The 21,660-nt window shown below is 46.9% G+C and carries 20 protein-coding genes and 1 pseudogene; 9 read left to right on the top strand and 12 right to left on the bottom strand.

Features of this window, described 5'->3' with window-relative positions; genetic code table 11:
* Entirely contained in the window at positions 1 to 4,167 is a 4,167-nt protein-coding gene (locus AT710_03535; protein KUO92406.1) for a hypothetical protein, read from the bottom strand.
* 91 nt (positions 4,168 to 4,258) lie between these two features.
* On the bottom strand, positions 4,259 to 4,759 hold the full coding sequence (locus AT710_03530) for a hypothetical protein (GenBank protein ID KUO92405.1): 501 nt from the start codon (positions 4,757 to 4,759) through the stop codon (positions 4,259 to 4,261).
* 942 nt (positions 4,760 to 5,701) lie between these two features.
* Between AT710_03530 and AT710_03525 the strand changes: the two genes are divergently transcribed.
* A complete protein-coding gene (locus AT710_03525; GenBank protein KUO92404.1) occupies positions 5,702 to 5,983 on the top strand; it encodes a hypothetical protein in 282 nt (93 codons plus the stop codon).
* A 374-nt stretch (positions 5,984 to 6,357) separates the two neighbouring features.
* Complete coding sequence (locus AT710_03520; protein ID KUO92403.1) at positions 6,358 to 6,630, top strand: hypothetical protein; 273 nt, start codon at positions 6,358 to 6,360, stop codon at positions 6,628 to 6,630.
* Between the two features lie 252 nt (positions 6,631 to 6,882).
* Here the strand turns inward: AT710_03520 and AT710_03515 are convergent, their stop codons facing one another.
* The gene (locus tag AT710_03515; protein ID KUO92402.1) at positions 6,883 to 7,692 is read right to left on the bottom strand and encodes a hypothetical protein; all 810 of its coding nucleotides are present in this window, start codon (positions 7,690 to 7,692) and stop codon (positions 6,883 to 6,885) included.
* A 675-nt stretch (positions 7,693 to 8,367) separates the two neighbouring features.
* On the opposite strand from AT710_03515, the gene AT710_03510 reads away from it, so the two are divergent.
* Entirely contained in the window at positions 8,368 to 9,018 is a 651-nt protein-coding gene (locus AT710_03510; protein KUO92401.1) for a hypothetical protein, read from the top strand.
* Between the two features lie 59 nt (positions 9,019 to 9,077).
* Positions 9,078 to 9,356, top strand: a complete 279-nt coding sequence (locus tag AT710_03505) for a hypothetical protein (GenBank protein ID KUO92400.1) — start codon at positions 9,078 to 9,080, stop codon at positions 9,354 to 9,356.
* Positions 9,357 to 9,598: 242 nt separating this feature from the next.
* On the opposite strand, the gene AT710_03500 is transcribed toward AT710_03505, so the two are convergent.
* Positions 9,599 to 9,847 (bottom strand): hypothetical protein, encoded by a 249-nt coding sequence (locus tag AT710_03500; GenBank protein ID KUO92399.1) that lies wholly within the window; start codon positions 9,845 to 9,847, stop codon positions 9,599 to 9,601.
* Between the two features lie 301 nt (positions 9,848 to 10,148).
* Here AT710_03500 and AT710_03495 point away from each other — a divergent pair, with 301 nt between their 5' ends.
* Positions 10,149 to 10,424, top strand: a complete 276-nt coding sequence (locus tag AT710_03495; GenBank protein KUO92398.1) for a hypothetical protein — start codon at positions 10,149 to 10,151, stop codon at positions 10,422 to 10,424.
* Positions 10,425 to 10,444: 20 nt separating this feature from the next.
* Here the strand turns inward: AT710_03495 and AT710_03490 are convergent, their stop codons facing one another.
* Positions 10,445 to 11,194, bottom strand: a complete 750-nt coding sequence (locus tag AT710_03490; GenBank protein KUO92397.1) for a hypothetical protein — start codon at positions 11,192 to 11,194, stop codon at positions 10,445 to 10,447.
* A 717-nt stretch (positions 11,195 to 11,911) separates the two neighbouring features.
* Here AT710_03490 and AT710_03485 point away from each other — a divergent pair.
* Positions 11,912 to 12,310 (top strand): hypothetical protein, encoded by a 399-nt coding sequence (locus AT710_03485; GenBank protein KUO92396.1) that lies wholly within the window; start codon positions 11,912 to 11,914, stop codon positions 12,308 to 12,310.
* A 160-nt stretch (positions 12,311 to 12,470) separates the two neighbouring features.
* On the opposite strand, the gene AT710_03480 is transcribed toward AT710_03485, so the two are convergent.
* The 7 genes from AT710_03480 to AT710_03450 form a co-directional block, all read right to left on the bottom strand.
* A complete protein-coding gene (locus AT710_03480; protein ID KUO92395.1) occupies positions 12,471 to 14,738 on the bottom strand; it encodes a hypothetical protein in 2,268 nt (755 codons plus the stop codon).
* Positions 14,714 to 15,595 carry a hypothetical protein gene (locus tag AT710_03475; protein KUO92394.1) on the bottom strand — a complete coding sequence of 294 codons (882 nt, stop codon included), beginning with the start codon at positions 15,593 to 15,595 and terminating at the stop codon, positions 14,714 to 14,716. The genes AT710_03480 and AT710_03475 overlap by 25 nt, the downstream gene beginning before the upstream one ends.
* Positions 15,596 to 15,699: 104 nt before the next feature.
* Complete coding sequence (locus AT710_03470) at positions 15,700 to 16,404, bottom strand: riboflavin kinase (protein KUO92393.1); 705 nt, start codon at positions 16,402 to 16,404, stop codon at positions 15,700 to 15,702.
* A gap of 264 nt (positions 16,405 to 16,668) precedes the next feature.
* Positions 16,669 to 17,760, bottom strand: a complete 1,092-nt coding sequence (locus AT710_03465) for a hypothetical protein (protein ID KUO92392.1) — start codon at positions 17,758 to 17,760, stop codon at positions 16,669 to 16,671.
* 1 nt (position 17,761) lies between these two features.
* Positions 17,762 to 18,214, bottom strand: a complete 453-nt coding sequence (locus AT710_03460) for a 30S ribosomal protein S15 (GenBank protein KUO92391.1) — start codon at positions 18,212 to 18,214, stop codon at positions 17,762 to 17,764.
* Positions 18,215 to 18,283: 69 nt separating this feature from the next.
* A complete protein-coding gene (locus tag AT710_03455) occupies positions 18,284 to 18,886 on the bottom strand; it encodes a hypothetical protein (protein ID KUO92390.1) in 603 nt (200 codons plus the stop codon).
* A gap of 62 nt (positions 18,887 to 18,948) precedes the next feature.
* Positions 18,949 to 19,356: a hypothetical protein gene (locus AT710_03450; GenBank protein ID KUO92389.1), complete on the bottom strand. Its 408-nt coding sequence runs from the start codon at positions 19,354 to 19,356 to the stop codon at positions 18,949 to 18,951.
* A 210-nt stretch (positions 19,357 to 19,566) separates the two neighbouring features.
* Here AT710_03450 and AT710_03445 point away from each other — a divergent pair, with 210 nt between their 5' ends.
* The 3 genes and pseudogenes from AT710_03445 to AT710_03435 all read left to right on the top strand — a co-directional run bounded on the left by AT710_03445 (position 19,567) and on the right by AT710_03435 (position 21,660).
* Positions 19,567 to 20,568, top strand: coding sequence for a hypothetical protein (locus AT710_03445; GenBank protein KUO92415.1), 1,002 nt, complete (start codon positions 19,567 to 19,569; stop codon positions 20,566 to 20,568).
* A gap of 431 nt (positions 20,569 to 20,999) precedes the next feature.
* Positions 21,000 to 21,473, top strand: coding sequence for a hypothetical protein (locus AT710_03440; protein ID KUO92388.1), 474 nt, complete (start codon positions 21,000 to 21,002; stop codon positions 21,471 to 21,473).
* Positions 21,473 to 21,660: pseudogene (locus AT710_03435) on the top strand. Before AT710_03440 ends, AT710_03435 begins: the two are co-directional and overlap by 1 nt.

Genomic DNA, 21,660 nt, shown 5'->3' with positions numbered 1-21,660 from the left:
TTAAACATGGTAGAAGAATAGCCTAGCGACGGCACGCCTAAACTCATCCTTACCTAAGTCACAACACGCCCCGTAAGCCTCAAGGAACAACCTCGTGAGCAACTTACTACCGGTAGAGCTCATAGCCCCATAGAGTGCGTGTGCCTTGGCTAGCTTCTCATTGCCATTGACTAATGCATAAAGCATGTAGGTTAAATGTGCCGATGAGCAGCGTAGTTGTTCGTCTTTGGAACAATAATCAAAACTAGCTACCGATTGTAGGGATTTACCACTAAGCTCATGCATCAATCCCCTAAGTTCATAATTCAATGACTCAGCGTCAAGACTAAGCTTCTTAAGTAAATCCAACACCTCCCCTTTTGAAATCCACCTCTGAAAAACATTGATTATCCCTTGTCTTAAATTACCTTCTGCTCGCTGATCCAATTCCTCGCTATAAGCTCTTGAAACGTTATCTATGCAAAGATCATGCATTATGGGATCATCAATCAACTCATCACATAACCTTTTCTCATCTCCAGGCTTTATCGTACCATAAATAGCCCTCAACACAGGCAGAGAATTAATATCTATATCTCTGAGCACAAGATACATCATTAACTCCCAAGGTTTAACGACAAGCTTACCCTTAAGCTCACTGCTTAACTCAACCCTTGGGCTGAGTAGGGCGTTGAGTGTTAGCCTGGTCAGGATCGGAGCTAGCGAATGGTGGTTCAGCACTTGCCACTGTTCCTTAAGCAACTCCTCAATCCTCCTAATCTCCTCATCACCACCCTTTAGGGCTAGGGACACGAGGTACCCACCAAGTATATCACTCAATATATTCTCCAATATATCCTTCAATATATCCTTCGATAGAGTATCGTAGTACGGAGACACCTCAGCGGGCATAAGACGCTCCGCATTGACTGCCTCCTCGTACAATTGCTTAAACCCATTAACCAACTTAACCAAGTCATCGCCAGCCAACGAGCCCTTAATCGCCTCAACACGCAATGCCCAATTACTACTATCTAGGTAGTTTTTGTAGACACCAATCACCCTACCCCACTCAGCTGCCCCGTTAAATAGTTCCTCCGCCTCCTTAAGCTCATCATTATCAAGCTTGTCTTGCGCCAATATGTACACAAAAATTGATGCGTCCTCAAGGATTTCTCTAGCTACCTTCTCATCAGCCTCTGCGAGCCAGGACTTGACAAAACCCATGAAGCCCTCATCCCTTATTAGTTCCTGAGCCCTTAACCTGCTTAGTTCCCCAACAACCTCTTTAGCCTTATCAGCCACGTCGATGCCTAGCACGTTCTCCATAAGCGCTCTTACACACTTATTATCTAACGCTGGTGGTAACGCATGCGCCCAAGCAATGATGCCTAGGCTGTGGTTCAACCTATCTATCTCATCCAGCAAACCAGCAACCCTACTAACAATATGCTCAAGCTTCGTACGGAAAGACGCATCCATACGCTCAAACATATAATCATCACCACAATGTTTTATGCATTTATAGAGTGAGTTAATTGAGGCGCCTATCGCATCGACGAGGGTCCAAGCATGTCCCTTTACTCCATCCCTGTACTTGTTTAATATGTAATCAAACTCATTAAGTATGTACATAACCGTGTCCAAGTCAGGACACATGAAACCCAGTATATCCGGTGTGGAGACTTTACCCAGTGCGGAGGCTAGTACTTCAAGGTACCTCTGAGGTGCCTTATCACGCAACGGCACCAAGGCACCTAGTACTGGCTTAATGAGGCTTAATGATGTAAATGATATAACGTGTTGCATGGTGGATGACACTATGTGCAATGTGGCATCCGCATCGCTAGGCTCGATGGGCCTACCCAACCCAGCGGTGTTGGCGATTATTAAGGCTAGCCCAAGACTATAAAGCACCTCATCATTATAAAGATCGCTCCTATTCTTGATGATGTTAAGGACTCTCCTTACCTCGGCAATGGCCTCATTGTACTTATCGACGAATGCCTCGGTCAAGGCATATGCATAATCCTTAGTTAGGTTCATTATTAATGGTGGGATTTTGTTACCAACGAGCAGGTAGACATCAACACCGCATTCCTTCAAGGCATCACCGAGGAACTCAACGACACTCGCAGAATACTTGCTTAGGTTCATTATTAATGATGGGATCTCGTCAACATCAACACCTAATCTGCTTAAGGCATAGCCGAGGAACTCAATGTCACTCTTACTCAATTTCCTCAAATTCTCAGGTAGGAACACAGACAAGTTCTTGAGCNTAGGCACTATAGAATCTCCATCCAGGGCGAACCCAATGATTAATGCGGTTCTTTTCCAGCAGTTTGTGTATGGTTTTAAGGCGTGTTTGAGTCTCTCGCCAGTAAGGGTCAATAAGTTGGTCACAACTTTTTCGGGCTTTACCTCACGGCTCAATACTCCATTTTCATAATCCCAATCCAATGCATTGATGAAGTTCTCAAATCCATGGTTGATGTACTGCTTCCTCGCCTCCTCACCCCGTAACCCAACCAAGTCCTTAAGGGTTTCCTCAATCAAGTCCTCGTGTAATGTAGAGATCCACTTGGCGATTGGCTCTAGATCGCCCTCCCTCAAGCCTTCTAACTTTGACCCAGCCAGGCGATTTATATTCACGAGTCCCCAAACACCGCCTTCATTCACAGCCTTCGTTATGTACGTGACTCCCTCTGGTATTGGCCCGAAGGCTGCGTGGAGGATTAGTGGTACAGAAACCTTCCTAGCCAAGTCCTCATTTCCCCTGAGCACAGTGCTCCATATGTAATTTGCGAAGAATAACTTAGGTTCACCAGTGCTCTCCCTCAAAGCCTCATTAACATCCTTAACTTGGCACTTATTTTCACGAAGCCAAACACCAACATACTTAGCTATTAAAGTGTAGGAATCAAAATCCATAATCCTCTCGACTAAATGCTCACTTACGTCACCGCACCCGGAGTACCTCTTAACAATCTCACTGAGGAATCCCTTATCCTTAAGGTCTACGTTGATTACGTAATTTCTAACCTCATCTAAAACACTTTTCAGCGTCGCATCCTTCGAGACTTCATCATAAAGCTCCTTTGGGAGGACTATTATCACCCACGCATTCTCAACCTCCATTAGCTCCTTCAGCGTTTTCTTGATGCTTTCGATGTCATGCTTCGCCATTTGCATGGTCTCGGGCTTGTAATAGGCCTTGATTGGTGATGGGTCGTAAATTATTATGAACCTCCTACTAGTGGTCTTAATTAGGTTGTTTAGCTCTAATGCATCTCCAGGGTTTAACGAGTCAACATGTATCACGGCATCCATCGACTTATCAAGGGCTACTTTACCTAAACCACCGAGGAGTGAACGCCAAGCCACGTACGTGGCTAACGTCGACTTGCCAATCCCCCTAGGCCCAGTAAGCACAACCCTACCACCCCTAGTTAACCTGCTTAGAACGTCCTCGGCAACCTCATGGAACTTACCAGTATCAACAAGGTCAATCTCTGGCTCATTTTCGGCGGTGCCCAGCTGAGTCTTAATTTTCGGGACCCCACCCTCAACTATGAAATTGCCGTAGAGTAAGCCGTTCTCGACATCATTAAGGAAGAAGATACCTATGCCGATCTTTGAACCCCCAATCTTATCCTCAATCTTACGTAGTTCCTCTCTAATGTTCCTCTTGATTTTCTCTAACTCCTCCTCAATACTCTTTAGCGCCTCCTTAATCATTTCCCTAACCTCATCCTCAGTCACGGATTTGCCTGCGGCAGTCTTCACGAAGCGCCTGAAGGTGTCAACGTCCCAACCCCACTTTTTGGCAATCTCCTCAACAACACCCCTAAGCCTCTCATCATCGATATATTGGCTTGCCTCCTTGGCTGTGTTGACTATGTTTCTGAGGCACTCGATGGTTTCATTCTTAGCAATGCCCAACCTCTCCTGCAACCGCCTAAGCAATTTACTAACCAATTCAGCAATACCAGTACCCACTAAACTGCCAATGGGACCGACACCAAAAAGGCCCCGCAAGAAGGCGCCAACAGCCTTATCAACCCAGTCACTAGCAACACCCTTCAAATCAAGCAACCCACCCAAGCAAAGACCATCGGGACTAAGTTTTTGAATAGCCTTCTTAGCCTCCTCTAAATCCACGGTGGAATCCCGTTGACCAAGCACTCAACCACTAATACTCCCTGAGTACTTTAAAAGTATAGCGGGCTAATGCACTTATCATAACCCACACCTCCAGCAACCCCAATACAACACACTAACCACAAGCAATCAACCTGCCTAGTTGTGTTTCCTCATAAACCAGTGCTTTGCCGACTGGTTTACTGTTAATGATGCCCTTACCCCTTAGTTTAGCCAATGTCCTCTCAACAGCCTGCAGGGATATTGCTTCACCATACTTTGAGGCATAGCCCTTAACAATCTCCTTGGCTAGGCTGTAACCGTTGTAAATCAACTTAAAGACCCTAAACTCAACTGGACTCAAGTCAATGAGCCTAGGTGCAATAGGCCAGTTAACTGGCTTACCCTTATCGCCAGGCATGGTGAAGACTCTGTTAACGCTAACATTAACAAAACCACCAACAGTAGCCAACACCATAGCTAGGAAGCCCAGTATCGTTGCAATCCACCTGTCGCCGGCGATGCCGATGGTTACGTTGCAGGGTGAATTAGTCTCAACCAAACCCCTAAGTGATGCAACAGCGTCGACTAGGCTTAATCCTTGGTTAAGCACAATGGGCTTAACCTCGATGTTCAAGTCTTGGTAGACTTGCCTGGCGAATTCAACTAGTGCCTTGAGGGCATCACCACTAGCGCCGATTAGGATGATGAAGCCCCATCATTGACATCAGNGTTAATCAACGCCAACCTAGCTGGCGCAATATTAATGCCCACACTGATGATTATGCACTTCTTATCCATTGATGTGTAGGCTTCGCCGTGGTAAAATACATAACCCTGCGAAACCCACCCCACCGCCTAATACTCAACGCACCTAATTAAGCCATTCCTTTCAGCATCGTAGTAGTGCATGAGTGCTTCGCTCGCATATAACCTTGCAAGTTACATAGAGGGTGAGGTTCTACGTGAACTACAGAGACATCATTGAGAGTATAGGCTTATGCTTGGGATTGGGGATGATGTTAAGGTTAAGGTAAGGAGGTATAGGACGAAGGCAGCATCAAGTAACATTAAGACAAGAACAATATACATAAATGAGGACCTCATAAAACCTGAACGTCCAAGTCTTAATTGGTGTTAAGTCCCCTGAGCCGCAGTAGGGGCACCTAGGCATTAATGCATAGTACTGTTGCTGTTAATTTAGGTGTTTCGGTTACAATGAGCCTCTAATCCCTTAGTGTCGATAACTCCCTTACCTCATCACTGTATTTCGCTAAGGTGTCTTTAACTTCCTTAACCCTCTTGGCGGTCCATATTCTAACGTCGCAGAACATACCCTGTTGGTTGTTTCAGGAGGAAGCAACACCTACGTTAATGAGGTAGCCAAGGTCTTGAACCCAACGAGCGAGGCGTCAAGTGACCAACGATAGCACTACCACCACACATGGCTGGCTTAACAACGAAGGCGTTGGTGATCACGGGGCCAATAAGGAGGCAGATAGTGATAGAGCCGGAGCCGGCAATCAAGAAGTTGGGTTAGGTCAGCAATTTTTATATTGGGTTCTCGATTTAAGTCATCATGAATAATACGTTTTTAGCGGAGATATGCAGAAGGCTCAATAGGGCTAAGGTTTTGTTAGAGATAGTACTTGTTTCTGCGAGTCTTGGCCTTATTCTGTCAATATTGACAGACTTCCTTCCATACGAAATTACCGGGTTCGCAGCCGGCGCAGTCATCTTACTCACATCAACATCTATTTTATGGTACTTGGCTGGTAGAGATTTAATATCCACATTCCACGATTTAATGAAAACACCCTGGAGGAATTCCTTAGCGGTAATATTGATCCTAAGACGTTGATTGACCTACGCCAATCCCAAATCCTAGACTCGACACTTAAGGATTTATTCGCCACGTTCAAGAAATATTTTGACACTTATGCTTCCATTTTTTATACTCTAGAATTTGTTGGCTTTCTGAACGTGATTTTCTACGTATTATTGGAGTTCNCGCCAAAAGTAATAAAGAACATGAACTTTTCAATACCGTTACAGCCGTTCGTGGGCTTCTTAACCATAGCCGTGCCAGTCACCGTATCAATAGCCCTAGGGTTAACCGAGTGGCGAGGTGATTCGTTATTGAACAANCCTAACTGAATACTCGATTTATTAGATAACCTTAAAAGTAGAAAATTACTATTATTTGGCGATCTTGTATTTCTCTTTCTCTTTTTGATGATTTCGTTCTTCTTCATGCCCATAAAACTAACTCCAACACTAACTCCGCAACTTAGGGTTGTACTTACACTCGGAGCTTCGGCAATTATCGGCATCGACCTTGGCTTTTTAGCAGGCATTGTGCACCACCTGATGCTGGGGGCATCGTATAGGGACCTCGTATATCTAAATTGCCTATACAGACAAGTGATAGATAAGGTTGCTCAGCAAGCACAAGACATAGTCAAACAAGGTGCGCAACACCCCGCTAGTCAGGGTCGAGGTACGTAGGTGTAGCGGTTAAGCTGGAGGGATGCGGGGTTGAGCATGGCGGCGACCTGAGCTTGTCATTGTCCAGTGGCTGTAACGAACCCAATGGTAGGCAAGACACTCCGTCTCCACGCCCACACTTAACTGCTAAGAGTAATGACAATGGTTTAAATTAATGATGATGCTCTCGATTAAGTATGCTAACTAGTGGAAGAGGGGGTTGGCTTAGGAGGGCCAGGAAGGCATTTTTCCTGGCCTCATTGATTAAGGTATCTACGCCGTAGATGGGGCTTGTTTCTGGCTGCTTTGCTTGAGGTACTCGGCTAAGTACCTGGATGTGGATAACGCTATATCCCTACTGAGTCTCGCCTCGGGTAGGGATCCGCGGGTACCGGCGTGCTCCCCAAAGCTACTTATTAGATCATACGCACTTGAGAGATATCTGTGGAGACGTTCCTTCCTCCCCTCCTCAATTACATCTGTCTTATCCGCAATCTTCCTCAGGCCCTCAACAACCTTCCTAAAGAACTTTATAGAGCCCTCATAGTCGCCACTATAATACCTCACAAGGCCCTCCCATAGATCCGCAGATATGTCCTGCAACCCCACAGTATTTAAAAGATCCACTACCTCATACATACCACCTAACTCCCTCAACACACGTGCGTAACCCATCACCAGGTTCGATACTTTCTGCGGGATAGTAGGCGGCATCGAGTACCTAAACTCATCAGGGTACACCACCACCCCATACTGCTTTGACTCGCTCTTAGCGGTAAGCGATATCAGGAGGACTTCGAGGAAGTAGCCTATGGGGATGCTATAATCGAGGTGTATCTTCGTGAGGTATAATACATAAGTATCGGATTTCAATTCAATGTCTGGGGCTTCAACATTTTCATTGATCTCTTTCACTACATCGCCCTCCTCATTAAACACCCTTCTTACGTGTACCCTCGCATACACTCTGGTGGTGATTAATGGATTAAAGACGGAGCTGTAATGTCTGGTAAGCTCCGTAGGCAGTTTTACCCCTATATTAGTTCCAAATCTCTCTAACTTTTCAACAAATAGTAACACCATAAGGCTCATCCCCATTATACACTTAAAACTCTATCCCTTAGCGCCATGGCTAATGGCGTAAGCTAGGGGCACAGGCACTGCCTCGCCAAGGATCCTATAGGCAACATCGAAAGAGATGACAATCCTCTAGTCGTCTGGGTGATGTGTATTAGGTTACATTATCAATGCTCTGGTTGTTACCATGGCAATTACTAACGAGAGGGGCTTCACAAATTCATTGAGGAGGTCGAAGTCATGCCTTAACCTCTCATTAATCCCTAGTGATTAATACGTTAAACGCCATAACTAATGATGCTAGTGTAATCTTGGGTATGGCTAATGTTCTTCTGGGTTCTTTTGTGTCTGTGTTCTTCACCAATTCCTCGACCTCCATATCGATACCGTTCATAACTAGTTGTTGGGTGATTAATACCTGCAGACAGCATTATCGATGTAATAGAAAGTTGATGGCGCTCGCTAAGGAGACTAGGAATACATTATTCCTTCTATTCACGATCATGGTGCTTTTCCTCTTGGCTTTACTGATCACTTTACCGACTAAACGAACCATTAATTAGACCGCAATAATGGTTATCGCATACATAGTAGCACGCCAAAATCAACGTATACCCTAACAGTTAAGTCCACACATAATATGACGCTAAATTTAATAGAATAATATAGCAGGGATATGGTATGGGAGGTGCTACGGATATTGACTTCATCAGAAGAAACTACAATGTCGATTACAGCAATAGGGTAGTGAATTTCCTCAGTAGGTTAGGTATGGATGGTTATATCCTTGTTAGTGAATATATACCGAAAAGCTGTGTAATGGCATGTTCCATTGGATTTTCTATTGGAAAATCTGCTCTTGGCATGATCTTTGTTGATAAAAGTGTCTTGGAGAAGTTGCCGAGGGAGTGCCAAGACTTCATCTTAGCACACGAGTTAATACACATTATTAAGAATCACTCCATAATGAAGCTTGTAGTTAGATACGCATTTCAAATGAGTTTATCGATGTGCAACGAGATTATGAATAAATCCATTAAAAACAACGACGTAGTGGGTCTTATTTTCTCACTTTTATTACTATTTATTTCCTTGATGATACAGGAGGCGGATGCCAATACTGTTAAGAGGCAAGAGCTCGAGGCAGACGCTACCGCAGCGCAGCTCATCGGTTGTGGAGGTACATCGTGTGCCGTTAAATTTCTATTGGAAATGAAGAATATGGGAGTTAATGTTAGTCACGTTAATGTGCTCGGCCTTCCAGCACTCACAATTGATGAGAGGATAAATAACCTCAAGCAGCTAATGGTAAGTTACGGATGCGGAACTTAGGCAGTTTTATTTAATCTCCATACCGAAGGCCTTTTATAACCGCAGCAGGTTTAATCTTGATGCTTAGTTGGGTTTCGATTATCAATGAGGTTTTGAGGAGACCACCACATGAAGATATCACAATACCTGAGGGTCTGCTTCCTGATCCCGAGATTGTCGGTTTTATCAAGACTATTGGTGAGCCTCAGGGCGAGATTGCTCAATACGAACTTACGTTACATGATGGTAGGAGAATACATGTCAGGAGGTTCAGGGGTTTTTATAAGGTGCATTGGGATTATTTCAGCCCACTTAGAGACCCAATTAATCATTTAAGGTACGATGCACCGCACTGGTGAGNTTTATCGATTACAAGTTTATCAAGCGCATTAGGAGCTCTAATCGGGCACCTAATTGATAAAGAGAAGGGAGCCTTCTATGGCTTAATTGCAGGTCATTTTGCAGGCCTATTTATTTCTTACATAACATTGCCGTCAATGAACAATTCAATTACGGCACAGATTAATCAAGTTAATAGAAAGTTCGTTAACCCCTTCTAGAGTTATTTTTCAGGATCGATCTTGACCTCCCTGTTCATGGCTTATGAGCGCATGATGCAGTGGTGAATTATAGATAGTGTTAGTGCGTAGGGTATGGTGCCGAAGATCCCAGCAAGGAGTAGCGAGAATTTATATATGCCTAACACATCGTTAATGCCCATGAAGCAGATGCTCGGTAGGATGAAACTATTGATGTAAAATGCAACCACCGTGTAGATCAGCGAGGAGACAATGCTAATGAGAAGGGCTACCCATAACCATTGCGAACCGTCTCTACTATCGTGTATCATGAGAGCCTCAACAATCAATACGAGGAATGTTATAACAAGGGCTCCAGGATGACTAACGAAGCACAATATAGGATAAGGTATATGAACAGTACGGCGAGTAGGGAGGCGGCAAGAACACCCCAGTCACTCCCAATGCTCCTCCAGTTCAATTGCCTGCCCCCATGCCCATAATACCGCTAATGAACCTTTAAATATAACGTTCATCCACCTTATCCTGTACTCGGCTTCACCAGTTACGTAGTAAGCTGGCTGGGCTCAGGTTAACTAGCAGTGTTAATAGTTCATTAAGGCACTACCCACCATGAACCCACCAAGCACCATGCAACAGCAAAAATCAACAACAAACCCTAGGCGCATAACGAAGGTACCATTGTCTCAATTCCTCATGCCTGGGACTCCAATAATGCTCAACCAGTATCCTGAATTCGCTTGGTGGTGCTCTGCCTTGCAGGGTGTTGACTATGGACTCAGGCACGCCTTGGCTTATCATCCATATGGCGAAGAATTTCCTAAGCTCGTAGAGCTCGAATTCACGGTTAAGAACCTGTTTGGCTGTTTCCTTAATCTCCCTGCATAGCCTATCCCTGTCGAAGGGTATTAGTCTCCTTTCCAGTCTTCGGCGTTGGCGTTGATGCCTAGGTAATCGGCCTTCACAATATCAAGCTTGGCTTTAACCAATGCCTCCCTTGCTGGTAGGTAAGCCTCCCTAACCCAATTCACGACATCGGACCNCAGGAAGGCTACAAAGGCACGCTTTGTTTCAGTAACCTTACTAATGCGTATTACGCCATGCTCAAGGTCTAAATCATCAACACTCGGTATGAATGGTTCACCGGGCCTGAGCCCGCACTCTGCTAGTATTGTAAAGTAGAACCTTGCCTCTACACTTTGACAGTTATTTCCAAATTGCCCTAAGCTGCCTAGGGTCGGTAGTTTAACCCTACTATGGTTCCTCGGCTTGTAGACAGTGAAGGCGTTGTACAATTGTGCGAATAATCCTGGGTCACGGGGCTTGAGGATTGTCTTGAGGAGTGATTTAAGGCTGTACGCAGTGTGCTTGAGGACGCAATCCTCACCACTTTCGGCCAGCTCAGCAAGGTACTCCCTGACTACATCAGGTGCGAGGGCCCAATTCAACTCACTCAAGGCAAGGCGAATATAACGAGCCTCATCCCTAACCGTCTTCTCACTAAGCCCCCTAAGCCTCTTAGCCTTAACAGTCTCCTCAATATCAGTCTCCCTCACGGTCCAGGAAGCCCTGTACTCACGGGACTCGCCCCTAAGGGCTTGCCTAAGCAGTTCAAACAACAGGTTCCAGTAGCCTGAATCAACAAGAGCCCTCTTCACAACACGCACGGCATCATTAGGCGCCGCCTCAACCAGCTGGCAGAGCCTACTAGGCGAGCATACTCATCAACGTCAATGAATTTGAGGAGTGCCTTGAAGAGTTCATCGCTTATTGGCACTAGGCCATGCCTAACCCTGTAGAGGTGGGTCTTATTGAACCCAGTTCACTAGGCCCAACATGCTTAACAAGCCACGTATTCAAGGACCCTACGCCTAACGTCCTGTGGCGCAGCCTCCCCTAATCAAGTCAGGATCCATGCAAACCACCCCATTGTTGATTAACCATACTGTCCACTACTTTTATTTAATAGTTCTGTTTTTAGAGAATATCACCTTGGTCGTGCATCATGAATATTAGTGTACTTAAGATCCGTTGGCGTAGGCCTGCGTGGGTTCAAATTCCAACCCCCCGCACCAGAAGAAAGCCTTAATATCTGAATTCACGTTTTTATGATATGTGTTTTAAAATTGAACAAGTGAACCACTCCCATTATGAAAACCCATTCAACTAAATTTAATCGACAGCCCAACTTTGCTTTATTAGAGGATGGCCATCATTTCTCGTAATAATTCATGTTAATTAATAAAATAGTATCATTAAATCGTTAAATTATTAAATGTTTATTAATTTAATAATATAACTATGATTTTATTAATTAACATGTGATTTTTACATTTACAGTAAAACTTAAAAACTTAGGACAATAGTCTATTGTTATGTCCAATCAACCACAGAATCCAGCCTTAGGCAGCATAAGAACGGAGCTGCTTGTGGGCTTAATATTCGCGATCCTGGCACTGATAGGCTTCCTAATAGCTACAATATACATGCTGGCAATAGTGCCAGCCTTCTATTTAGTCGCTCCTGGCGCTCCCGTCACGGTAATCATGGGCATGTTTATTACATATGGCATTATTTTCCTTATATTCTTCATTATCTCCATAGTGGTCACCGTGAGGATTTATAAGATGTATAAGGCAGCCAATGCCGGTGACGTAGCTACCCTGAAGTCGATGAACTCCATTGCCTGGGGCATAATCGCCCTAATATTCAGCGGATTAATACCGGGAATAATGCTCCTAATAGCCCACGGCACAATACAGCAACTACAATAGCTCCATCCAATTTACATTAATATTCTCAAATCCACTGACCTCCTCCCCGCCCTAAAGGGCGAGGTTCGCCGATCGTTTTATCATTAAATCCATCACTGGATGCATTATGAGGGACAATTAATTTCAATAATGAGTATGACCAATGGGAGGTAGTCGAGTGTTATGCATAGGTATCTATATTGGGTAGGGGCGTTGCTGTTGAGGAAGAGCCCCGCTTAACTAGGTCTATTATCTTAATAGCGTTATGCCTGGAGAGGAATCTATTATTATTGCCGCAGTATGGAGAGTAAATGCACTTGGGGCAACCATCCTCGCAATTACAGGTAGACACTATCTCGCCCGCCATCCTCAATGCATCCCCTAACCTATCCATGAGGAGCCTCGTTACGCCGGAACCACCGGGGTGCGCGTCATATATCACGACGTGGCCAGTCGGCAGAGAGACGCCGCCCATATCCGTTGGCGCCGCATTAACAACTAGTTCCCCGGCGGATATTAATACGTGCTCAACCGCGTGATACGCCTTAGCGCTCTCCAGCATATTCTNCGCCTCGAAGTTGGAGAATTGGTACTGGGGTAGGTAAAGAACTAGTCCCCTCGTCCTGAAGCCGTAGGATACGGGCTCAATGGCTTCCTCCCCAAGCGAGGTATCCCTCCCAAGGCCTCTCTTAACGAAGCCCACCACTGTCTCAGTGATCTCCAGTTCAGCGTAGTGAACCGGGGNCTCCATTAATTTGGTTTCCTCAATGATCCTCACGACGCGGGGAAACGTGGTGTAGAGGGGCTTAGTGGTGAAGCCCGCATTAGTTGGCTTAACTATTGCCAACCTTAAGTCAAGCCTCAGATCCAGAACCTCATATGCGCGGCCGCCATGCAGGTAAATAGCTCCCTTATGGAGCTCCCGCAGCGCCATGGGTAATTCCCTATATCCCAGCGTGTGGTTCCCGCTCCTTATCTTAACCACATCCCCACTGCCCCTAATCGTCACAAAGCGGCGCAGTAATTGTCTCCCCAGAAGCGTTGGAATCACTCGCTCACTCCTCACCGCAACCAATCCGCGCCCAATTAATTCATCAATAACGCCAAGCTCGAATTCATTCAAGTCGCCCAGCGTTAAGTCACTCTCAATCGAGGCAGCGAGCAGGTGAAGCGACGCTATATCACTATTATTGGGTTCACTATACATTGGTTCAGGGCTCCTCCCATAAAACTCGGCTGGGTGCCTGGCGTAATAAGTGCTCATTGGATCATCGCCCAATACCTGGATAACGTAGGATAATTGCCCCATCCTGCCCGCCCTACCGCTCCTCTGCATGTACTTCGAGAAGCTGGGCGGAGTAGTTGCAAGCACCACGGCATCAATGCTCCCCACATCAATCCCCAGCTCCAGCGTTGGAGTGGCTAGGAGCGCGCGTACCTTGCCGGCCTTGAAGTCATCCTCCGCCTCATGCCTCTCCTCAACGCTTAACCCAGCCCTGTGAACCCGTACCTGGCTCCCCCACTTCCCCTTATCCAGAATAAGCTTAGCCAGCTCCACTAGCCTATGGCTATCGGCGAACATTATGCAGGACATGCCTGCCTCCAGGCACCGCTCGATCACTCTAGTGGCTGCCTGTAACCTACTTACCCCAATGGGCTTAATCAAGACATGCCTCACCACGCCTCGACGGCGTTGAGGCCCCTGAACCAGGGAAGCGGGTTCCCCTATTATGCGGGTAAAGTGCTCCAGCGGGTTCCCAATAGTGGCCGTGGCCGCAATGAATCTAAGCCCTGGATTCACTCGCTTCATCCTCCTAATCAAGTAATACGCATGGGTCCCAAGAACGCCATTATATATGTGAAACTCATCCAGGACCACGTACCTTACCTGGCTTAATGCCAGCCTAAACTCCGCCACGTGCTGCATGGCTACATTTATCATATCTGGATTAGTCAAGATGAGGGGAGCAGTGCCTCCATACATGGCCGCGCGCTCCTCGTTGGGGGAGTCACCATCATAGACCGCGGCCTTGGCGCCCATGGCCATGAGCAAGGGATTGAGGCGGCGTCCCTGGTCCCGCGCCAATGCCTTAGTTGGGTAAATCAGCATATGCCTCTCCCCATTTCTCAATGATCTATGTATGAGGGGAATTATGAAGGCCTCGGTCTTGCCTGTGCCAGTGGGGGACACTATTATGGTGTTTTCCCCATTTATTATCCTCTCAATGGCTTCGACCTGATGCCTATAGAGCCCCTTAATGCCGAGCCCCAGCAATGCATTCCTTATGCGTGGATCCAGTTCTACACTGCTTAGATCCATTAATTGCTCGTCCTCCCCCTTCTCCTCAGCGACGAAGAGAACCTGGAGACCCTTGTCCTGTATTGATCGAATAAATGAATCCTCCCTCAGGAACCGCGCTAGGTCTAGGCGTCTTTGAATGTGAACCACCTGGATGGCACTACTTGAGCGGCTGCGTTCCTTAAATACTTTAAATTAGTTAAGGCGCGCGCCCTTAACTTATTTACGTCGCTGACCTCGGTGACTCGCCCGTGAAGAAGCGGCACTAACCTGCCTTGGCACTTGGGGCACTTCTTCATGATTGACTCGCTCTCGTAATCGATGTAGCAGGACCTGCACCTATAGAGATTAATTGGGCGCGCCGGGGATATGGAGAGGCTTGACACTAGCCCGAGGGGATTAATTAGGAGTCCATCCACGGAGTCGCGGATTGCCTCCGCTTCCTTCTTATTTCTCCTCAATGCATCTAGAGTCGTCTCAACCAATACAATCGCATTGGGATTAATGGGGTAAATCACATCCATTAAGGCGCTCCTTAATTCCTTGAGGGAAATAGCTGTGCGCATTCTTATGATGACGCCTTTACTGGATGAATCGAAGTCGCGAATGTGCTTGAAGTCGCCCATCCTCATGAGGGGAAGCCCAACATTTGGTTCAATGCCGCTCGGCACGTCGCTGAGAACCCCATCCAAGCCCCCGGATACTCCTGCCCTAACTGAGTCGCTCCAGGGCCACGCCAATTGGGATAAGTAAACATAGATCGGCAGGCCGCTCATCATCTTGGCATAGAGGATGATCGATGCGGTTGATATGGCCACGTTTAGTTTAAGCAGCATGCCATACACCGCTTCCCACTTCGGATCTTTCAGTACAGCAATGGGTTCCCCCTCAAACACCGGTGTCCCATCATCAATTGATAGAGTCGGGGATAACTCGCGTAGAATCCAGGAACCAGACGCAACGCACCAGGGATTAATGCACTCATCCAGCTTGATCCAGTACTCCACGGGAAACAAGCGGTAACTCCGCTTAATTAATATAGCACTTCATTACCTGGCCGCCTCGACATAAATATTTCCAAGTGGAAAGACCGCATCAGGCAATGGCCTTATCATATATTGACCGTTATCTCGACTTCACTCCCATCAATTAAGCCAAGGGTTTCCCGCAGATTCTTCTCGGCAACTATTTCAACGACCTCGGGCCCATGATGCGTGCGCTCAATTATCAGCATTGCGCATGGAATGCCGCTTATGCTGCACTTAAAGCACTTGACTGAGCCATACGACCTACTGCCGTTCCTGAATCCCTCAATTATTATGCCGGGCAGCTTCTCCAAGTATATTCTCTCCCTTATGTATTCATCATTTATCTTCACGTTTAATGTGCCTGGGTATGGATTTATGCCTAGCCTCTCCACGAATTGCTTCCTATATCCCTCAAGGCTCATATAGAACCTGCCCTCCCCAAGCCCGGATACGACTCGACCCCTCAACATCACGGTTAGTGACTGGCCAAGGTACTGGCCGATCAGGGTTATCACTTGCTTCAATAACTCGCTTCCCTTGGGGGTTAATCTTACCTCTATCTTATCGCCGGGTGACCTACTTATTATGCCGTCTGACTCCAGTTTCCTAAGTATCTTAGACAAGTTTTGAGGCGTCGTGCCTAGCTGAGCAGCTACCTTCGTTATGTTTATCTGCCTTGACTCCACATCATTGACTCCATTCATTATCAACATCAATAAGTAAGGTATCTTACGTAGATCCCTATACTCCATATGCACAGCACTAACCACGGAAGCGGCACTCAACATCCCCCTTTTTAACTGAGGCGGCTATTACGCATTGAGCACACGAGTGAATCGCCCAGCCCATAGGGGGCTCTGCGAATCTTCAACTAACGCCCATATCTATCCGTCACTCATCCCAGATACATGCCTCTCACCTCCTCCCCAGGCCTAAAGGGCGAGGTTTGTCGTTCTTATCATTGATGCGAGTTATGTTCATGCACATGAGCGGCTCAAAACGGTTCCCGGGATCCTAAGGTGCTAGTGCCTATATATTTCCGGGTTGAGGGGTTACGTCGTGCTTTGCTCAACTATCCTGAGGTACCTATTTCCCTTATAGAAAGCTATATCCCCGCTGGGGGGAGTCGCGTTTCCGGGCACACAAATCATTTTAGCGGCGCTGGCTCTATGAACTAGCTTAACGACGTATCTTGAGTCTAGGTAACTCAGGATCTGGCAGATCCTGTGAATCAATACTAGGTTATCGCTGAGCATGAACTCGTATTGCCGGGACCTAGATAAGGCCGAGAGCATTTTTGAGATAGTTGACTTAACTAGATCGATATAGGGCTTCGCAATCCTGTTTAACTCATCATCTAGCAGCGAGGGGGATCGCCACGCATTCATTAGGAGAAGCAGCGGGAGTCGCGGCATTTTTCCCTCCTCTGTATCATTTGAATTAAGGGCCATATGCGCCTCGACCAATAGGTATAGCTTGGCCAGGTTTATATTGCCTAACCACATTGATGGCACCAATATATAATCCATGTATGTGCTTGTGAATTCATTGGGTAACCTGGAGAGCAGGACGCGAAGCACCTCCATTGATTGGCCGCTCGCGTTGACCTCGTTCATTATGAGGGGCCAGAGACTTAGTCGAGGATCATTGCTTGAGATGGAGAACGCGACTGGCACGTTTGACCTAGTCAGGTTCTTATCTATCTTCTGGAAACGCGTTAATGCGGCGTAGGGTGAGTCATCATCCAGGGTTTTGCCGATGAGGGCTAGGGTGGCTACTTTATCCCCTATTCCCCCTAAGTACTGTAGCTGCGTCCAATCATGGAGTTTGACATTGCTCGGCGCTTCTATCTTGAAGCGGGGGGAAATATCGGTGATGTATATTATGAGCGATGAGTCTGACGCGCTTAGTCTCGGCACATTATTCTCGAGCCCAATGAGCACTGATGCCTTATATAGATTAAGTAATTCAGCGATTCTCCTGCTGTTTATCGATAATGAGAATGTGAAGTGGGTTTCCAGGCCGAGCACGTACCTGTTAAGAAGAATTGAGAAGCCGAGGAGGGCGTCGTGAGTGGTGGGCGCTGTAACTATCAATAAAGGATCGCTGCTCCTCAGTAGCGTTGACTCGTCGAGGGGCTGCATGTCATACAGCTATTGAGAATTTCTCTGGAGAGTACTGGAAGTCGCTTGATAATCGGCCTATGCCCTTATAGTANCTTATTAATCGGCGGATCTTGGACTCAGTCAGTATTAGCCCCTTCTTTGCCGACATGTCCTTGGGGTGCTCATCCAAGTGCCTCCTTATCTTTAGGGCCTTCTTTATTAGGGACATTAAGTCCTCCGGTATGTCCGGCGTTAATTTATTCTTCTCGAGGACCTTGGTTATGCTTCGGCCGGTCACTGGCTTGGCTAGTGGAATGCCGTATTGATCCCTCAGGATTATGCCTATCTGGGATGGAGTGAAGCCCCTCCTATATAATTCAACTATTAATTGCTCGGTCTCATCCGAGGTGTATTTCAACCACTGAGGCGGCGATTTGTTGGGGGGCCTCGTGGAACCGCTGCTTCCTCTCTTGTGTCTAGATCTATGAGGCATACTTAGACGGAACCCTCAGATAATCGTTTATAAATTTAGAGGTTAAGTGGATTGAACATAAAAAGCCATCTAGGCAGCGAGCGTCTCATCTAATTGATCCACATAAATAGTGGCCGAGTCAAGCATATCAAAATTAAACACGCTGTACGATATATCGTACCCATACCCATAAAACCTAATCAAGATAACGGCTAAAGCCACTCCGGCAAAGTATAGGAGGCCCGAGGCTACGAAGTAGATATTTGTTAATATGGTTATGGATCCGCTTGATGCAGCCACGGTGACCGGCATTGGAATAAGCAAAACCACGGCGGAGGCAACCAATATTATCGGCATTAAGAGAAGCGGCTGATCACGCATCTTATCCACTACGCTGCTCCACGATGATTTCCTCCTAATATATGAATAAAGATAAACGGATAGGGAGAGCCCAATAACGTCGAGGAGAAGCGAGGTCATCCTCAACTCGAAGAAGAGCGGCGTTAGGGTTATTGACGCGGAGCCCGAAGCAGCATTAATCACTACTTGGCCTAACAATGAGGAGGACACGAATTCNCCTGAATGAATGTAGCTGGACTCCACGGTCACAATTATTGGCTCCAAGTANTTAGCCAGAAGCAGCGATGATCCGGCAATCAATGCGGCAATAAACGCTACTAGGCCTGCACGCATCGCTCGCGGAGGCCGTGCCTCCTTATAAACCTACCCACAATCATTAACAATGAGGTGACCCATTAATGCTTGACATTGATGTATCGTATCAATGCGTGATGCGTCTCCTCGCTTCTCGCTATGGCGTCAAAAATGTTTCTAAGCAATGTATTCTCCTCCGTCTTAGCCATATCCAGGTATAATTCATATGCCTCCTTCTCTATCTCATCCTGCCTAAGCAACTCCTGCTTCACGTTCTCCACAGACATGCTTCCCTTAAAGTACTCCCCATATGCTTGCTCCGTCAACTCCACAGCCGTAATTATGCCCCTCATTATTTCCCTATGAAGCGCCGTTTCGAAAATCACTTGAATCAATATATCCCTTACCTCAGCGCCCGTTTCCCTACTTATATCGAGCAGCGACTTAAGCGCCGCATCCTCAGCAGAGTACGCTATCTCAGCTTTCCTCTTCACTTCGCGCAGATCCATAGTAACATCACGATTACCTCCATAAAAACTTAACTAATCCCCACGGAGTGACCCCCACAGCTTCTCCATGCATCACGGATGTAATTCCTTTTGGTCACCACATAGCCTCAATGCTTAAAAATGAATCAACATGAGGTCTACATGGATATCCTCTACATAAATGAAAAGGAGAAGGCGGCGAGGCTGCTGGAGGAGGCGAGGCATTCATCCATATTTTGGTCATTCTTCATCGGCAGCACATTAACGTCAACCATACCTGGCATAAGCATTGCTGGGCCAGATCCGGAGGGCACTCTCCTCACGCCCACGCTTGATGTCGAGTACTTGGAGCTGGGTAAGCCGAGGACAGTGCCGGTAATCCCAGTAACCCCAGAGGGATTACCTACGCCGGCGATAATAACTAGGGCAATGATGAGGAAAAAACAATTGCCTCACTTAATAATAAATGCCGGCGCACACGCTGAGCCGCTTGTGCCTCACGTGAGTCTCCCCAGCAGGATAATCGCTAATCCAGTTAATAGCGGAAAGGCATTGCCTCTAAGCAATGCGAGGGGCCTCCTAGAGGAATCCAGGCAATTAGCCAGGAACATAGGTGAGACCGCGGATATACATGCATTGGGGGAATCCATACCCGGCGGAACAACAACTGCACTCGCCATACTGGAGGGACTCGGATACGATGCCTACGGCAAGGTAAGCAGCGCCAGTCCAAATAATCCCCATGAATTAAAGATCAAGCTAGTAAAGGAGGGACTAAGCAAGTGCGGCAGCGCTAATATTGATGAAGTGCTGGCATGCATTGGGGACCCGGTTCACATAGCTATGGCTGGGTACTTAATTGGCGCCCTGGAGAGCGATCGAAAAATCATATTGGCGGGCGGCACTCAAATGACCGCTGTCGCGGCCATAGCTAAGGCACTGGGGGCCGAGTTTGATGGCAATGCGATAATAGCGACCACGGCATGGGTGGCAATGGATAAGTCATCCGATATAGCATCAATATCCAAGCAAATCGGAATACCAGTCGCGGCGTCTAATATAAGCTTCAGCGATTCGCCATATCCAGGCCTACGTAAATTCGATGAGGGATACGTTAAGGAGGGCGTTGGAGCCGGAGGCAGCCTATTGATCACCCATCTATTAACGGGACTAGGCATGAAGGATCTAGCCAAGCTAGTATATGATGAGTACTCATACCTAACGAGTACCTAGCTTTCATCTAAGGATCCCTCAAACCGAGTTCCCCCGGCCTTTATATGTACTCTAAAGAGAGCGCTCCAATAAGGGAATGCAATCCTTTACCTGGAAACCCTCNGGGCCGGGAAGAGACTAGCGGTCAGGTCTTCAATCATCGCTAGGAGGGGGCTCCATGAGGTCCCTTTCTTGAACTCGGATTAAGTTTAAATAATATATTATGAGCGATGTATAATGGATTTAGCGATAGAAGTAGTGGGATTAAGAAGAAGTTTTGGTAATGTATTGGCGCTTGATGGCGTTAGCCTTGAGGTCAGGAGGGGGAATTGGTTTCCCTCCTTGGTCCTAATGGCGCCGGCAAAACAACGCTAGTTAGGCACCTCTACTGTGAGCTTAAGCCGCAGAGCGGGTCAGTTAAGGTTCTTAATGAGGACCCATGTAATAGACAAGTGAGGAGGAGGATGGGAGTTACTCCCCAGGAGGCAGAGCCGTATTATGACTTATCGGTTTTTGATAATGTGTATTACGCGGCTAGGATAAGGGGACTCTCCAGGAATGAGGCTCGGGAGAAGGCTGAAGATACCATTAATCGCCTTGGACTGCTGGGGTATAGGGATAAGTACGTCATGGATTTATCGGGTGGGTTGAAGAGGCGAACGCTTATCGCGATGGCCATGGTTCACTCGCCTGATGTTATGGTTCTCGATGAACCTACGACGGGGCTTGATCCTGTGGCTAGAAGGGAGTTATGGGAATTACTGAGAAGCCTTAAGGGGAGCGGGAGATCCATATTATTAACCACCCATTACATGGAGGAGGCTGAGGCGCTCTCGGATAGGGTTTATACGCATGGGGGAAGCCTCGCCATTTATGGCGGGGATGAGGAAAATAACTTTAAATATTTGATGTTCCTATTTTTCTGATGCCCACCGTGGGGTTTAGGTTTAGAGCATACACCGATCGACGAACGCTGAGGGCGTTAAAGGCCCAATTGGAAGTGGCTTGTGAGGTCTACAACACCCTACGATGGGCAGACACATACTTCTACCATGAGGATGAGAAGGGATTAACCCTCACGGAGTTGAGGCAACTAGCCCTCGACTTGAGGAA

This window comes from Thermocladium sp. ECH_B (assembly GCA_001516585.1).
In the GTDB taxonomy this organism is placed as follows: domain Archaea; phylum Thermoproteota; class Thermoprotei; order Thermoproteales; family Thermocladiaceae; genus Thermocladium.
The sequence above is the reverse complement of the archived record's forward strand: the minus strand, read 5'-3'. Positions and strand labels throughout refer to the sequence as shown.